General features: G+C 72.9%; 11 protein-coding genes. 5 read left to right on the forward strand and 6 right to left on the reverse strand.

Annotated features, from left to right (window positions below; genetic code table 11):
• Positions 1 to 4 precede the first annotated feature (4 nt).
• Together lpdA and ACIRQH_RS29080 are read right to left on the reverse strand one after the other, a co-directional pair.
• The gene (gene lpdA / locus ACIRQH_RS29075; protein WP_358815196.1) at positions 5 to 1,393 is read right to left on the reverse strand and encodes a dihydrolipoyl dehydrogenase; all 1,389 of its coding nucleotides are present in this window, start codon (positions 1,391 to 1,393) and stop codon (positions 5 to 7) included.
• A gap of 293 nt (positions 1,394 to 1,686) precedes the next feature.
• On the reverse strand, positions 1,687 to 3,216 hold the full coding sequence (locus ACIRQH_RS29080) for a leucyl aminopeptidase (protein ID WP_358815195.1): 1,530 nt from the start codon (positions 3,214 to 3,216) through the stop codon (positions 1,687 to 1,689).
• A gap of 347 nt (positions 3,217 to 3,563) precedes the next feature.
• On the opposite strand from ACIRQH_RS29080, the gene ACIRQH_RS29085 reads away from it, so the two are divergent.
• From ACIRQH_RS29085 to ACIRQH_RS29100, 4 genes are all read left to right on the forward strand, one after another.
• Positions 3,564 to 5,591: a hypothetical protein gene (locus ACIRQH_RS29085; protein ID WP_388865039.1), complete on the forward strand. Its 2,028-nt coding sequence runs from the start codon at positions 3,564 to 3,566 to the stop codon at positions 5,589 to 5,591.
• 124 nt (positions 5,592 to 5,715) lie between these two features.
• Complete coding sequence (pelF, locus tag ACIRQH_RS29090) at positions 5,716 to 7,242, forward strand: GT4 family glycosyltransferase PelF (RefSeq protein WP_404227896.1); 1,527 nt, start codon at positions 5,716 to 5,718, stop codon at positions 7,240 to 7,242.
• Positions 7,239 to 8,861: a hypothetical protein gene (locus ACIRQH_RS29095; protein ID WP_404227622.1), complete on the forward strand. Its 1,623-nt coding sequence runs from the start codon at positions 7,239 to 7,241 to the stop codon at positions 8,859 to 8,861. The genes pelF and ACIRQH_RS29095 overlap by 4 nt, the downstream gene beginning before the upstream one ends.
• Before the next feature lie 39 nt (positions 8,862 to 8,900).
• Positions 8,901 to 9,596, forward strand: a complete 696-nt coding sequence (locus ACIRQH_RS29100; RefSeq protein ID WP_388929827.1) for a spherulation-specific family 4 protein — start codon at positions 8,901 to 8,903, stop codon at positions 9,594 to 9,596.
• Positions 9,597 to 9,623: 27 nt separating this feature from the next.
• On the opposite strand, the gene cobS is transcribed toward ACIRQH_RS29100, so the two are convergent.
• On the reverse strand, positions 9,624 to 10,418 hold the full coding sequence (gene cobS, locus ACIRQH_RS29105) for an adenosylcobinamide-GDP ribazoletransferase (protein ID WP_388929826.1): 795 nt from the start codon (positions 10,416 to 10,418) through the stop codon (positions 9,624 to 9,626).
• Positions 10,419 to 10,478: 60 nt separating this feature from the next.
• On the opposite strand from cobS, the gene ACIRQH_RS29110 reads away from it, so the two are divergent.
• The gene (locus ACIRQH_RS29110) at positions 10,479 to 11,246 is read left to right on the forward strand and encodes a hypothetical protein (protein ID WP_358815190.1); all 768 of its coding nucleotides are present in this window, start codon (positions 10,479 to 10,481) and stop codon (positions 11,244 to 11,246) included.
• Here ACIRQH_RS29110 and ACIRQH_RS29115 read toward each other — a convergent pair.
• From ACIRQH_RS29115 to cobT, 3 genes are all read right to left on the reverse strand, one after another.
• A complete protein-coding gene (locus ACIRQH_RS29115) occupies positions 11,183 to 11,884 on the reverse strand; it encodes a hypothetical protein (protein ID WP_358815189.1) in 702 nt (233 codons plus the stop codon). The genes ACIRQH_RS29110 and ACIRQH_RS29115 overlap by 64 nt on opposite strands.
• A 43-nt stretch (positions 11,885 to 11,927) precedes the next feature.
• Positions 11,928 to 13,724 carry a phosphatidylglycerol lysyltransferase domain-containing protein gene (locus tag ACIRQH_RS29120; protein ID WP_404227626.1) on the reverse strand — a complete coding sequence of 599 codons (1,797 nt, stop codon included), beginning with the start codon at positions 13,722 to 13,724 and terminating at the stop codon, positions 11,928 to 11,930.
• A 234-nt stretch (positions 13,725 to 13,958) separates the two neighbouring features.
• Positions 13,959 to 15,101: a nicotinate-nucleotide--dimethylbenzimidazole phosphoribosyltransferase gene (gene cobT, locus ACIRQH_RS29125; RefSeq protein WP_404227629.1), complete on the reverse strand. Its 1,143-nt coding sequence runs from the start codon at positions 15,099 to 15,101 to the stop codon at positions 13,959 to 13,961.
• Positions 15,102 to 15,142: the final 41 nt, after the last annotated feature.

A 15,142-nucleotide genomic window follows, 5' to 3' on the forward strand; every position in this document is an offset into this window, starting at 1 on the left:
CCGATCAGTCGTGCGAGTGCAGCGGCTTGCCCGCGAGGGCGAGGTGGGCCTCACCGAGCGCCTCGCTCTGCGTCGGGTGGGCGTGGATGAGCTGGGCGACCTCGGCCGGCAGCGCTTCCCAGTTGTAGATCAGCTGGGCTTCGCCGACCTGCTCGCCCATACGGTCGCCGACCATGTGGACGCCGACCACGGCACCGTCCTTCACCTGGACGAGCTTGATCTCGCCCGAGGTGTTGAGGATCTTGCTCTTGCCGTTGCCCGCCAGGTTGTACTTCAGAGTGACGACCTTGTCCGCGCCGTAGATCTCCTTGGCCTTGGCCTCGGTGATGCCCACGGAGGCGACCTCGGGGTGGCAGTACGTCACCCGCGGGACACCGTCGTAGTCGATCGGGACGGTCTTCAGACCGGCCAGACGCTCCGCCACCAGGATGCCCTCGGCGAAGCCGACGTGCGCGAGCTGGAGCGTCGGGACCAGGTCACCGACGGCGGAGATGGTCGGGACGTTCGTGCGCATGTACTCGTCGACCAGGACGTAGCCGCGGTCCATCGCGACGCCCTGCTCCTCGTAGCCGAGGCCGGCCGAGACCGGGCCGCGGCCGACGGCGACGAGCAGTACCTCGGCCTCGAACTCCTTGCCGTCGGCGAGGGTGACCTTGACACCGTTCTGGGTGTACTCGGCCTTCGAGAAGAAGGTGCCCAGGTTGAACTTGATGCCGCGCTTGCGGAACGCGCGCTCAAGAAGCTTGGAGGAGTTCTCGTCCTCGAGGGGCGCGAGGTGCTTGAGACCCTCGATGATCGTGACCTCGGAGCCGAAGGACTTCCACGCGGAGGCGAACTCCACGCCGATGACCCCGCCGCCCAGGATGATCGCGGACTGCGGCACGCGGTCCAGGACGAGGGCGTGGTCCGAGGAGATGATGCGGTTGCCGTCGATCTCCAGGCCCGGCAGCGACTTCGGCACGGAGCCGGTCGCGAGGAGCACGTGGCGGCCCTGCACACGCGTGCCGTTCACGTCGACCGAGGTCGGGGACGTCAGACGGCCCTCACCCTCGATGTACGTCACCTTGCGGGACGCGATCAGACCCTGCAGCCCCTTGTACAGACCGGAGATGACCCCGTCCTTGTACTTGTGGACGGCGGGTACGTCGATGCCCTCGAAGGTCGCCTTGACGCCGAACTGCTCGCTCTCGCGGGCCTGGTCGGCGATCTCGCCCGCGTGCAGCAGAGCCTTGGTGGGGATGCACCCACGGTGCAGGCAGGTACCGCCGACCTTGTCCTTCTCGATCAGGGCGACGTCCAGGCCCAGCTGCGCTCCGCGCAGCGCCGCGGCGTAACCGCCGCTACCACCGCCGAGGATCACTAGGTCGAAAACGGTGCTGGCGTCGTTCGCCACGTCACGTCCTCCATGCATGTGCGCCACGCCGGTCTCCAGTGACCGGTCGGCGGCTGGTGTCCGGCCGCTCTTCTTCGGCCCTGTGGTGGGGGCCCTGTCCTGCCGAGAACCCATCTTCGCACTTGTCGAGGGCGAGCGAGACGCCGGGCCGGTGTGTGGGACGTCTGATCCATCACGTCGACAGGGTGCGGGGTACGGAGAACCTGCGGATTTCGTCGAAGGCGAAACCCTCGTACGGCCATACGAACGGCCCCGGGTGAGGGAACACCCGGGGCCGTTCGTCGCCCGGAGGCTCAGCCCAGGTCGCCTGCCGCCGTCAGTTCGGCGAGGCGGACCAGCGTGCGGACCGCGGAGCCGGTGCCGCCCTTGGGGGTGTAGCCGAAGGGACCGGCCTCGTTGAACGCCGGGCCCGCGATGTCCACGTGCGCCCAGGTGATGCCCTCGCCGACGAACTCGCGCAGGAACAGGCCGGCGACCAGGCCGCCGCCCATCCGCTCGCCCATGTTGGCGATGTCGGCGGTGGGGGAGTCCATGCCCTTGCGCAGGTGCTCGGGCAGCGGCATCGGCCAGGACTCCTCGCCGACCTCCGCGGCGGCGTCGACGATCGAGGCGCGGAACGCGTCGTCGTTGGCCATCACGCCGAAGGTGCGGTTGCCGAGCGCGAGAACCATCGCGCCGGTCAGCGTCGCCACGTCGACGATCGCGTCCGGCTTCTCCTCGGAGGCCTTCCACAGCGCGTCGGCGAGGACCAGCCGGCCCTCGGCGTCGGTGTTGAGGACCTCGACGGTCTTGCCGCTGTACATGCGCAGCACGTCACCCGGGCGGGTGGCGGAGCCCGACGGCATGTTCTCGGCGAGCGCGAGCCAGCCGGTGACGTTGACGTCCAGGCCGAGACGCGCGGCGGTGACGACGGCGGCGAAGACCGCGGCGGCGCCGGCCATGTCGCACTTCATCGTCTCGTTGTGGCCGGCCGGCTTCAGCGAGATGCCGCCCGAGTCGTAGGTGATGCCCTTGCCGACGAAGGCGAGGTGCTTCTTGGCCTTCGAGGAGGTGTACGACAGCTTCACCAGGCGCGGACCGGCGGCCGAGCCGGCGCCGACGCCGAGGATGCCGCCGAAGCCGCCCTTGACGAGCGCCTTCTCGTCGAACACCTGGACCTTGACGCCGTGCTCCTTGCCGGCCGCGGTGGCGACGGCGGCGAAGGACTCCGGGTTGAGGTCGTTCGGCGGGGTGTTGACCAGGTCGCGGGCGCGGTTGAGCTCGTCGGTCAGGGCGGTGGCCCGCGCGACGGCCGCCTTGTACGCGGCGTCCCGGGGCTTGCCGCCGAGCAGCGTGACCTCGCCGAGCGGGCCCTTGCCGTTCTTCGCGGCGTCGCCGGAGCGGGCGGTGTCCTTGTAGGCGTCGAAGGAGTACGCGCCGAGGAGCGCGCCCTCGGCGACGGCACCGGCGTCGGCGGCGTCCGTCACGGGCAGCGCGAACGCGGCCTTCTTGGCACCGGCGAGCGCGCGGGCGGCGGCACCGGCGGCGCGGCGCAGCGCCTCGGCGTCGAAGCTGTCGTCGTCCTCCGGGGCCGCTCCCAGGCCCACGGCCAGCACGACGGGGGTCTTGAATCCGGAGGGCGCGGGCAGCTTGGTCACCTCGCCCTCGGAGCCGGAGGCGCCGAGGGTCTCCAGGATTCCGGCGAGCCCGCCGTCGTACGCCTTGTCCACGGCCTCGGCGCCCGGCGCGACGACCGGGCCCTTGGGGCCCTTCGCGACGCCGACGACGATCGCGTCGGCCCGCAGACCGGACGCTGCGGCGGTGCTGAGAGTGAGAGCAGTCACGGTGGTGAGATCTCCGCTTCCTTGAAAGTTCTTCTGGCCGAGAGAGGTGGGTCGACCGGGCCCGACGGCTGACCCTAGATCCGTCCTCGGGGGCGGTCCTTGCCGGGGCCCCTGCCAGGAGCCGGGCGAGTACCCGGGACGAGCCTACGCTCGGGGCCGCGTTTCGCTCATTCCTGCGGGCGTTCACCTACAGGTGGTGCCATTGTCCGGTTCCCGCCCCTCACTCGTGGTGACCTGAGCAACACTCGTCGTGTTCCAGTGGGCACGGCGCTCACTGCTTTGCATGATTTCCACAGATCCCACTCGGTATCCACCGAAATGGGGATCTTCGAGGGGGAGACGTCGACATGGCACCGAACACGCACCGAAAGAGAGCGACGGCCGCCGTCGCGGCGGCCGCCGGACTTCTGGCGCTGGGAGTGGGGGCTCCCGGCGCGACCGCCGCGACCACGCCGAGGATCGATCTCAAGGTCCTGGTCGTCGACAACGGCGCGGGCCAGGTCGCTGCCGTCACCGCCGAGCTGAGGAACAGCGGCATCCCGTACGCCACGCTCGACCTGACCGACACGGGCCGCCCGAAGATCGACGCCGCCTTCCTGAGCGACACGGTCAACGGCGCCCCGCGCGCCAAGTACCAGGGTGTCGTCCTGCCGAACGAGGCGCCGTTCGGACAGGGTTCGGCCGAGCAGACCGCCCTGGAGACGTACGAGAAGACGTTCGCCGTCCCCCAGGTCGACGCCTACACGTGGGCGCACCCGGAGGTCGGGCTCGACTACACCGACCAGAACGGCGGATGGTCCGGGGTCCTCGACGGCGTCCGCACACAGGTCACCGCCGCGGGCACGGCGGGACCGTTCCGCTACCTCGACGGACCGCTCACCTTCGAGGACAACGACCCCGCTGTGCAGGAGAGTTACGGCTACGCGGCGCACCCGAGGGAGGGCTTCACCAGCTATCTGGACGCCCCCACCGGCGGCACGCTCCTCGGGCAGTACGCGCACGACGGCCGCCGCGAACTCGTGGTGACGTTCGCGTACAACCAGTACCAGAAGCAGTTCAAGGTCCTCGCCCGCGGCATCGTCGAGTGGCTCACGCAGGGCGTGCACCTCGGGCAGAGCAGGAACTACTTCTCCGTCCACGTCGACGACGTCTTCGCCCCCGACGCCCGCTGGGACTCCGCGCGCAACTGCACGCCCGGAGACATCGACTGCGCGGGCGGCAACGGCGAGGACACCACCACGCCGATCCGGATGACCGCCGACGACGCCACCTACGCGGCCCAGTGGCAGGCCGCCCACGGCTTCACCCTCGACATGGTCTTCAACGCGGGCGCGGGCGAGGAGTGGAAGAGCGAGAACGGCGGCACCGACGCCCTCACCACCAGGCTGCTCGCCGACCGGGCCAAGTACCGCTGGGTGAACCACACCTACACGCACCTGTTCCTCGGCTGCGTCCAGGACACCACGACCGTGCCGTGGAGCTGCTCGAAGAACGCCGGCGGCACGACGAAGTACATGAGCCGGGCGGACATCTCCGCGGAGATCTCCCAGAACAACAGCTGGGCGTCCTCGCACGGTCTGTCCACCGACCGCACCGAGCTGGTCACCGGCGAGCACTCGGGCCTGCGGACGCTGCCCCAGCAGCCCGACGACAACCCGAACCTGGCGGGCGCGCTCTCCGCGAACGGCGTCAAGTGGACGGGCTCCGACAACTCCCGTGAGCCCGAGCAGCGTTCGGTCGGCGGCGCGCTGACGGTGCCGCGCTATCCGATGAACGTGTACTACAACGCAGGCCGGGCCGAGGAGATGGCCGACGAGTACAACTGGATCTACACCTCGAAGGCCGACGGCGGCAGCGGCATCTGCGAGAACAACGCGACGTCCACCTGCCTGCCGGCACCGCTGGACACCGCCACCGGCTACGCCGACCACATCGTCCCGCTGGAGGCGCGCACCGCGCTCGGGCACGCCATCGGCAACGACCCGCGCCCGCACTACGTCCACCAGTCCAACCTGGCCGAGGACCGCATCCTGTACCCGGTCCTGGACAGGGTGCTCGCCGACTACCGGGCCGTCTACGCCGACAACGCCCCGCTGCAGAACCCCCGGCAGAGCGCCATCGGCACCGAACTCCAGCGCCGCGGCGCCTGGCAGGCGGCCCTGGCGGGCGGCAAGGTCACGGCCTACCGCGTCGGCGGCACCGTCACCGTCACCGCGCCGTCCGGCACCCAGATCCCGGTGACCGTGCCCGAGGGGACCAAGAAGCAACTCCTGCTCGGTACCGCCGTGTTCGGCACCGCGTACGCCGGGCAGCGCAACGACTGGACCACCCCGGAGCTCCTCCAGTCCGCTCTGAAGCTCACCCTGCCCGCCTAGCCAGGCAGCCTCGCGGCACGACGCGCACCCCGGTCCGACGGGCCGGGGTGCGCGTCCGAGCCGTGCAACCGGGGGGCCGGGGGTGCCCTCCGGACGGAACCGTCCCAGGGGGGAACCGCGCGTGATGCGCACCGGCCGTCATGTCACCATGCTCACCGAAGGCACCTACCCGCACGTCCACGGCGGGGTCAGCACCTGGTGCGACCAGCTCGTCAAGGGCATGCCCGAGGTCGACTTCCACATCGTCTCGCTCACCGGCAGCGGCCGCGAACCCGTGACCTGGGACCTGCCGCCCAACGTCTACCGGCACACGTCCGTGCCCACCTGGGGCCCCCGGCCCGGCCGCACCCGGGCACCGCTCGGCCGGGCCCGGCGCCGCTTCACCGACACCTACGAGCGGTTCCTGCTCGCCTTCCTCGACCCGGATCCGGACCGGCCCGGGGACTTCGGCGACGCCCTGTACGAACTGGCCGTCCTCGCCCGCGACGGACGCCTCTGCGCCGCCCTGCGCAGCGAGGCCGCACTGCGCTCCCTGATGTGGATCTGGACCCTGCCGCACCTGCCGACGGCAGCCGCCGCGCCCACCGTGCACGACGCGCTCACGGCGACGGACCTGCTGGAACACGCGCTGCGCCCGCTCGGCGTCCGCATCCCCGAGGACTCCGTCGCCCACGCCGTCAGCAGCGGCCTCGCCACCCTGCCCGCCCTCGCGGCACACCGGCTGGACGGCGTCCCGTTCCTGCTCACCGAGCACGGCATCTACCTGCGCGAGCGCTACCTCGGCTACCGCGCCGCCGAACAGCGCTGGCCCGTCAAGGCGTTCATGCTCGGCTTCTACCGCGAACTGAACTCCCTGGGGTACCGCGCGGCCGACCTCATCACGCCGTGCAACCAGTACAACCGGCGGTGGGAGGAGCGCGGCGGCGCCGACGGCGACCGGATCCGCACGGTCTACAACGGCGTCGACCCGCACGCCTTCCCGCACGCCGGCCCCGAACCCGCCGTGCCCACCCTCACCTGGTGCGGCCGCGTCGACCCCATCAAGGACCTGGAGACACTGCTGCGCGCCTACGGCATGGTGCGCGCCGAACTCCCCGAAACCCGGCTGCGGTTGTTCGGCCCCGTGCCACCCGGCGGGCAGGCGTACCGGACCCGCCTGGAGAAGCTCGCCGCCGAACTGGGCGTCACCGACGGGCTGACCTTCGAGGGCCGTATCGGCGAGGTGTGGCGGGCCTACGCGGCCGGGCACGTCGTCATGCTGTCGTCCATCTCCGAAGGCTTCCCGTTCTCCATCATCGAGGCGATGTCGTGCGGCCGGACGACGGTCTCCACGGACGTCGGCGGGGTCCGTGAGGCGGTCGGCGACACCGGCATCGTCGTCCCGCCCCGCGAGCCGGAGAGGATGGCGGCCGCAGCCCTCACCCTGCTCCGCGACGACGAACGGCGCGCGGAGCTGGGGGAGTCGGCCCGGCAGCGGGTCATCGACCGGTTCACGCTGCGCCGTTCCGTCGACGCCTTCCGGACGATCTACCAGGAACTCGCCGGACGGCCCGCGGTCTACGAGCCCACCGTCGAGACCGTCACCGACTGGACCCTCGAACTCCGCGACCCCTGGTACCAAGCCGTCGCCACGGACGGGACCGGCTGGTGAGCGACACCCTGCGCCCGCCGGGCGCCTTCGAGGTCACGCTCGCCCCACTGCCGGCCCGACGACGTCCGCCGAACTGGGCACACCCTGATCCGATCGACGAACTCGCGGACAGGATGGCGGAGTTCGTCGCCGCCGCCGTCCACCCCGACGAGGTGGCCGCGGCCCTGGAGTCGGACGGCATGTCCGACGACCAGATACGCGAACGCTACGGCGTCCGCAACTCCTTCGCCCTCGCCGAGGAGTTGTACGGCCGGGTCGCACGCCACCACCCCGAACCCGCGGACCCGCCCCACGACCCCTGGCGGATCGGCCTCCTCGGCTGCCTGCTCCGGGGCATCGTCTTCGCCCTCCCCGGCCTCGGCCACGTCCTCGCCGGACCGCTTCTCGCAGGCCCCGCGGACGCGTTCGGGCTCCCGGCCGGAACCGTCCCGATGCTCGCGGGCGCGCTGTGCGGCTGGACCTGGAACCAGGGGCTCGCGCACCGCGCGTACACCTGGCTCGGGCTCGGCGACCGGGCGGCCGCGCGCCGCGTGCTGCTCGTCGGGACCCCGGCCGGTGTGCTGCTCGGCTCCCTGGTGGCCCTCGCGGCGGCGGGTCCGGCCCGGCCCGGCGCCGTCGTCTTCGCCGCCGGGCAGTCCGCCTACCTGGGCGCCGCCACCGTGCTGCTGGTGATGGGGCGGGAGCGCCTCCTGCTCGCCGCCCTGGCTCCCATGACGGCGGGCGCGATGGTCACCGTCCTGCACCCGGTCCCCGACCTCGCGCGCACGGCCCTCCTGCTGGTCTCGCTCGCCGCCGTCGCCCTGTTCGGTCTCCTCGAAGTGGCGCCCACCGCAAAGGAGTCGGGGGAGGGCGGCCGGTGGGCCGGGCTCGCCGCGCTGCTGCCGTACGGATCGCGGAGGCGCGGTGCGGACCCCGCCGGGCGCACCGGAGTGCCGCGCCCGGCCTCCGCGGGCCGGCCTGCGGGCGGGACACGCACCGTCCCTCCCGTACGGCGAGGCGTCGCCCGCCGGATCCGCGCGCGCCGGTCCGCCGCCCGCCGCCCCGCCGGCACCCTCCCGTACGCCCTCTTCGGCCTCGGCAGCGGTGTCCTCGTGCTCCACGCGGCCCTCGACGACATCCTCGCGGGAGCGCGTACGACCGTCGCCGCGCCGGCCGCCGTCGCGCTGACCCTCAGCATGGGACCCGCCGAGTGGCTGCTGTACCGCTTCCGCAGCGGGAGCCTCGCCGGACTGCGGGCCAGCGGTTCGGCACGGGCCTTCCGGCGGGTCACCGGGGGCGTCCTCGTCCGCTGCCTCGCCGCCTACCTCGCCGCGCTGCTCGCCCTCATCCTCGGCACCTCCGCGCTGTGGCCGCACGCGACCGCCTCCACGGACGGGATCCGGCTCGCCGGGCTGCTCCTGCTGGGCGCGGTCCTGTGGACCGGGCTGCTGCTCCAGTCCTTCGGAGCGGTCACCGGCACGGCCGTCGTCGCCTGCGCCGCCGCGCTCGCCCAGACCGCGGCCCTCGCCACCCGCACCGGCGACCCGAACCGGGTGGCCCTGCTCGTGTACGGCACCGCGGCCGTCGCCCAGACCGCCCTGGTCTGCGTCCGGCTGCGCAGGGCCACGGCCCACCGATGAACCCCGTCCGACACCCGGCATCCGGAAGAGAGCCCGCCCATGCGCACCCCCGACCTCGGGCCGTCCGGAGGATCCGGAGGCCCGGCCACCTCCCCCACGGACCGGTCGCTCCTCGTCCCGTACTACGAGCACCCCTCCGTCCGTCCCGCCGAATGGGACGCGCTCCTGGCCGCCGCGCCCCGGCTGTACGGCGTGGTGCTGAACCCGGCCGACGGACCCGGCGAGGACCCCGACCCGGCGTTCGCGGCGGTCGCCGCCCGGCTGCGCGCAGCGGACGTCCGGGTCCTCGGCTACGTCGACACGGACTACGGACGCCGGCCCCTCGCCGACGTCCTGCGCGACGTGTCCCGGCACCGCTCCTGGTACGACACCGACGGCACGTTCCTCGACCGGGCCGCCGCCTCCGAGACGGGCGTGGCCTACTACCGGCGGCTCGCGGCGGCCTCCCGGGGCACGCTCGTCCTCAACCACGGGACGACACCCCACCCCGCGTACGCCCGCGTCGCCGACGTGCTCGTCACCTTCGAGGGGACCTGGGCCGGCTACCGCAGGAAGGCCCCGCCGCCGTGGACCGGTACCGGGGCGGACGTGTGCCATCTCGTCCACGGGGTGCCGGCCGGTGCCGATCCGGCGGCCCTGGCCCGGGAGCGGGGAGCCGGCCTGTACTGCGCGGTTCCCGGCGTCGGCGACCATCCCTGGGGCACCCTTCCCTGCGGCCTGGAGCCCGCGCCGTGAACCGCGCGGGCCCGCGGCGCGGGGCCGTCAGCCGAGGGCCAGCACCACGAGCGCCGTCGTGGCGGCCGTCTCGGCGAGGCCGCCGAACACGTCGCCGGTGACGCCGCCGAAGCGGCGCGTGCAGTGCCGCAGCAACAGCTCGGCGGCCAGGCAGGCGGCGGCCACCGCCACCACGGCGCGCACCGGGTCGGCCACCCCGACGAGCGCACCGCCGCCGGCCGCCGCGACCGTCACGGCCGCTGCCACCAGCAGGGCCGAGCGAGCCGGCACGGTGCCCGCGACCGCCGCGCCCAGGCCCTCGGGGCGGGCCGGGGGCACTCCGGCGCGGGCGGCGAGGGTCAGCGCGAGGCGGGCCACGACCGCCGACAGGACGGCCGCGAGGACACCACGGGACCACGAGGTGCCGTAGGCCTCGGCGAGTGCCGCCACTTGGGCCAGCAGCACGAACAGGAGGGTGATCACCCCGAACGGGCCGATGTCCGACTGCTTCATGATCCGCAGCGCGTCCTCGGCGGGCTTGCCGCTGCCCAGCCCGTCCGCGGTGTCCGCGAGGCCGTCGAGGTGCAGACCCCGGGTCAGGGCCGCGGGGACGGCAGCCGTGGCCACGGCCGCGAGCAACGGCCCGGCCCCCATGGCCAGCAGCGCCACGCCGGCCAGCGCCGCGCCCGCCCCGACCACCAGGCCGGCCAGCGGAGCGCACAGCATGCCGCCGCGGGCCGCGTCCCGGTCCCAGCGGGTCACGTTGACGGGGAGCACGGTGAGGGTGCCGAAGGCGAAGCGGAGGCCGTCGGCGCGGGAGGGGGCGGGAGGGGTCGTGGACACCGGCGCAGGCTATCCGGACGTTCGGAGGGCGGACACGGCGCCGGTGGATAAAGTTCGCATATGGTTCATTGGTTGCAGCGGAACATCGTCGAGCCGGGCAAACTCCCCATGTTGCTCGCGCTGGCCTCGTTCGTCGTGACCTTCGTCGTCACCCGCGTCATCGTGCGGATGATCCGGGCCGGCAAGGGCCCCTTCGGCAACGTCAAGGCCGGCGACCTGCACATCCACCACGTGGTCCCCGGCATCGTGCTCACGGTGATCGGCGGGTTCGGTGCGGTGGCCAGCGGCCGGTACGGCTTCGGGGCCTCCGCGTTCGCCGTGGTGTTCGGCGTCGGCGCCGGCCTCGTGCTCGACGAGTTCGCCCTCATCCTGCACCTCGACGACGTCTACTGGACCGAGGACGGGCGCAAGAGCGTCGAGGTCGTGGTGCTGACGGCGGCCCTCGTCGGCCTGGTGCTCAGCGGCTTCTCGCCCTTCGGCGTCAACGACGTCAACGACCAGGAACTCCAGGACCGCACGAGCGCGATCGTGACCATCGCCCTCAACTTCTGCTTCGCGCTGCTCGCCCTCAGCAAGGGCAAGGCGCGCACGGCGATCTTCGGGATCATCGTCCCCTTCGTCGCGCTCATCGGCATGATCCGGCTGGCCAAGCCCGGCTCGCCCTGGGCCAAGCGCTTCTACCGGCGCCGGCCGCGCGCGCGTGCCCGGTCCCGGCTGCGTGCCTACCGGCACGACCGCCGCTGGGCGGGCCCCAGCCGCAGAGTTCAGGAATGGATCGGCGGCAAACCCGACCCGGAGCCCGCCCGAGCCCTGCCCGACCGGCGGTGACGTGCGGCGGAGACGCCGCACATCACCAGCACGGCCGCGATGGCCGCCAGATGCTCCTTGCCGGCCAGGTTGTCCTTGAGGAGCACCTCGACCACCATCGCCGCGATCACCAGGCCCGCCGTCACGTACGCCCGGTAGCGCCAGCCGAGGAACACCGCGAGGCCCACCACGGCCGCCGACGGGCCGGTGTCCACGATCTGCGCGTCGGCGCCGGGCAGTCCCAGCGGATGGTGCGGGCCGAGCGCGATGCCGACCCGCGCGTACAGGGTCCCGGCCAGCGTGGCGACGTACGCGATGACGAGCGTGCGCCACCAGCCCAGACAGATCTCGGCGATCCCGAACACGATCAGGATCTGGGCCAGCGCGCCCCACACCGGCAGGTCCAGCGCCGGTACGAACAGGGAGAGCGGGGTGCGCAGCAGGGCGAGCCACAGCGGGTCCTCGGCCCGCACCGAGCCGAAGTCCTGCACCGCCTGGAAGCCCCACGACCGGTTCTGGACGAACTGCAGCGCCGCCGTCAGGCACACCGCGCCGAGCGTCACCGGGACCGCCCGCCACCGCCGCCGCGCGAGGCCCCGCCGCACGGCGAGGTACAGCGGACCCCACTCGGCGCGGGCCCAGCGGGCGAGTCGGTTCATCCGCGGGTTCCCGCGGCTCGCCCCGCGTCGGTCCCCGTCCGTCTCATCTGTGCGACTCCAAATGCTTGCGGTGCAGCCACTTCGGCAGGCCCGGCGCCTCCAGGAACCCCTCGGCCCGCGCGGACGCGACACCGATGCGCAGCAGGTCCGCGCTCTTCTCGAAGAGCAGGAACCGCGGTTCCCAGATGGGCCGGTACTTGGCGTTGGCGCGGTACAGCGACTCGATCTGCCACCAGCGGGAGAAGAAGCTGAGCAGCGAGCGCCACAGCCGCAACACCGGTCCGGCGCCGAGGCGCGCGCCACGTTCGAAGACCGAGCGGAACATGGCGAAGTTCAGTGAGACCTGCGTGCTCCCGATCTCCCTGGCGTTCCGCAGGAGTTCGATCACCATGAACTCCATCAGCCCGTTCTCGGAGTCGCGGTCACGTCGCATCAGGTCCAGGGACAGCCCGTTCGGACCCCAGGGGACGAAGGACAGCACCGCCCTCAACTCACCCTCGGCGTCCGTGCATTCGAGCATCACGCAGCGCCCGTCGTCCGGATCGCCGAGTCGGCCGAGCGCCATGCTGAAGCCCCGCTCGGTGGCCCCGTCGCGCCAGTCGTCCGCGCGCCGCAGCAGGTACGCCATCTCGTCGGCCGGGATCTCCTCGTGCCGCCGGACGCGCACCCGGTACCCGGCTCGCCGGACCCGGTTGTAGGCCTGCCGGACGGTGCGCATCGCGCGCCCTTCGAGGGTGAAGTCGGCGGTCTCGACCAGGGCTTCGTCGCCCAGTTCCAGCGCGTCGAGACCATGCCGGGCGTAGATCGTGCCGGCCTCTTCGCTCGCGCCCATCACCGCCGGGATCCAGCCGTGCTCCCGCGCCTCGGCGAGCCAGGGCTCGATGGCGCCGGGCCAGGCCTCGGGGTCGCCGAGCGGGTCGCCGCTGGCCAGCGAGACCCCGCCCACCACGCGGTACGCCACCGCCGCCTTGCCGGTCGGCGACCAGACCACGCTCTTCTCCCGGCGCAGCGCGAAGTAGCCGAGCGAATCCCGGTCGCCGTTGCGTTCGAGCAGGACCCGCAGGTGCTTCTCGTCCTCCTCCGTGAACGGGTCGACGGCGCGCCGGGAGCGGAACGCGGCGTAGAGCACGGCGAGGACGAGCAGGGTGCTGAGCACGTTGACGGTGACGTTGACCCAGTTGGGCGTCGTGATGCCGGAGTAGTGGGAGTCGTCCGCGGCGACCGACACGAGCCGCAGGGTGCCGTAGCGCCAGCGGTCCAGGAAGGTCGAACGGTACGCGTCGCCCGCGGTGTTGGTGACCGTGACCAGCAGGGCCGCGAGCAGTGAGGTGGCCAGCAGGCCGCCGACCGCGACGACCGCGGCGAGCCTCGGGTTCGACCGGTCGCCCTTGGCGTAGAACTCCCGGCGGCCGGCGGCCAGCGCGGCCACGAAGCCCGCGGTCAGCGCGAGGGAGACCCAGTTCTGCGCGTACTGGCGGATCTCCGGGAACGCCATCGCGACCGTGAAGAGCAGCAGGAACAGACCGCTGAGAACGGAGTTGAGGATCCACGCGGCCCGTTTGCGGCGCCGCATCGTGATGGCCAGGAACATGGTGAACACCCCGGACGCGAAACCCGCGGTCAGCAGGTAGGGCGTGAAGTAGTTCTCCGTGTTGTGCCGCCGTACGTCCTGTCCGAGCGAGACCCACGCGGCGCTCAGAAAGTTGATGAACGTGACCGCGCGCAGATACCAGACGGCGAAGGACGCGGCCCGCCGTGAGGCGGCAGTGGACCGCCGGTCCCCGTCGCTCCGGCGGGCCGGCGCCCGTTCCTGATCTACCGCAATTCGGGCATCTCCCATAAATCGCGATGATATGGGGCGCGACCGCCGGTGCGAGGGAGGGACGGGACGGGCGACGCGCCCCGGACCCGCGTGCCGACCGAGGCCCCGCCGCTCCGGACGCTGCCCACTCTCGACGCCGGGCGGCACCGCACGGGAAGGGTGCCGCCCGCCCGGGCCCGGACCGGGTGTGGTCCGGGAACGCGGCGGGCCCCCGGCGGCGGGCTCGTCGTCAGGGGCCGGGGCGGTTCTGGTTCAGGAGCCGGTGCCGGGCTCGGGAACCGGCTCTGACCCGGGGTCGGGGTCGGGGTCCGGGTCGGGCTTGGTCCCGGGCTCCGGGGCGGCCGCGGGGGAGGGGGCCTCCGGGAGGTCCGCCGCGAGGCCTGCCGCGGCCTGGACCAGGGGGAGCGCCAGCAGCGCGCCCGCACCCTCGCCCACCGTCACCCCGTGGTCGAGGAGCGGTTCGAGGGCCATCCGGTCCAGCGCCTTCGCCTGCGCCGGCTCCCCGCTGTTCTGTCCGGCCAGCCACCAGTCCGGGGCGCGGAACGCGACGCGCTGGCCGACGAGCGCGCACGCGGCCGACACGACACCGTCGAGGATGACCGGCATCTTCCGCGCCGCGCTCTGCAGCAGGAACCCGGTCATCGCCGCCAGGTCGGCACCGCCCACGGTCGCGAGCAGCTGCAACTGGTCGCCGAGCACCGGCCGGGCGCGCCGCAGCGCGTCCCGCACGGCGGCGCACTTGCGCATCCACGTGAGGTCGTCGATGGCCTCGCCGCCCCGGCCGGTCACGACCGACGCGTCCGTCCCGCACAGTGCCGCGACCAGCACGGCCGCCGCCGTGGTCCCGCCGACACTGATGTCGCCGAGCACCACCAGGTCCGTACCGGAGTCCGCCTCCTCGTCCGCGAGGGCGACCCCGGCACGGAAAGCGGCCTCCGCCTCCTCCAGCGTCATCGCGTCCTCGACGTCGATCCGGCCCGAACCGCGCCGGATCCGATGCCGCACGACCTCGTCGGGCAGCCCCTCGGGGTCGGCCTCCAGCGCCATGTCGATCACCCGCACCGGCACGCCGAGCCGGCGGGCCAGCACCGCGGCGGGGCTGGCGCCCTCCAGAACCGACCGGACCAGAAGGGAGGCGCTGCCCGCGGGACGTGCCGACACGCCCAGGGCGGCGATCCCGTGGTCACCCGCGAACAGCACGACACGCGGGTGCTCGATCGGCCGCACCGGCACCGCGGACTGCGCCGCCGCCAGCCACTCACCCAGGTCGTCGAGGCGGCCCAGGGCGCCGGGCGGGACGATCTGCCGCTCCCGCCGCGCCTCGGCGTCACGGCGTACGCCTCCGTCGGGGCGCTCGATCAGATCGGTGAAGTCGTCGAGATTAAGCGAGCTCATTCGCCGAACAGTACCGGCCCCGATCGAACACGTCCGCGCCA

This window comes from Streptomyces sp. NPDC102279, from assembly GCF_044766365.1.
In the GTDB taxonomy this organism is placed as follows: domain Bacteria; phylum Actinomycetota; class Actinomycetes; order Streptomycetales; family Streptomycetaceae; genus Streptomyces.

Coding starts and splice junctions, on each gene's coding strand:
- ACIRQH_RS29085 (WP_388865039.1), top strand. CDS start 3,564: ATGGCACCGAACACGCACCGAAAGAGAGCGACGGCCGCCGTCGCGGCG.
- pelF (WP_404227896.1), top strand. CDS start 5,716: ATGCGCACCGGCCGTCATGTCACCATGCTCACCGAAGGCACCTACCCG.
- ACIRQH_RS29100 (WP_388929827.1), top strand. CDS start 8,901: ATGCGCACCCCCGACCTCGGGCCGTCCGGAGGATCCGGAGGCCCGGCC.
- ACIRQH_RS29110 (WP_358815190.1), top strand. CDS start 10,479: ATGGTTCATTGGTTGCAGCGGAACATCGTCGAGCCGGGCAAACTCCCC.
- ACIRQH_RS29115 (WP_358815189.1), bottom strand. CDS start 11,884: ATGAACCGACTCGCCCGCTGGGCCCGCGCCGAGTGGGGTCCGCTGTAC.
- ACIRQH_RS29120 (WP_404227626.1), bottom strand. CDS start 13,724: ATGGGAGATGCCCGAATTGCGGTAGATCAGGAACGGGCGCCGGCCCGC.
- cobT (WP_404227629.1), bottom strand. CDS start 15,101: ATGAGCTCGCTTAATCTCGACGACTTCACCGATCTGATCGAGCGCCCC.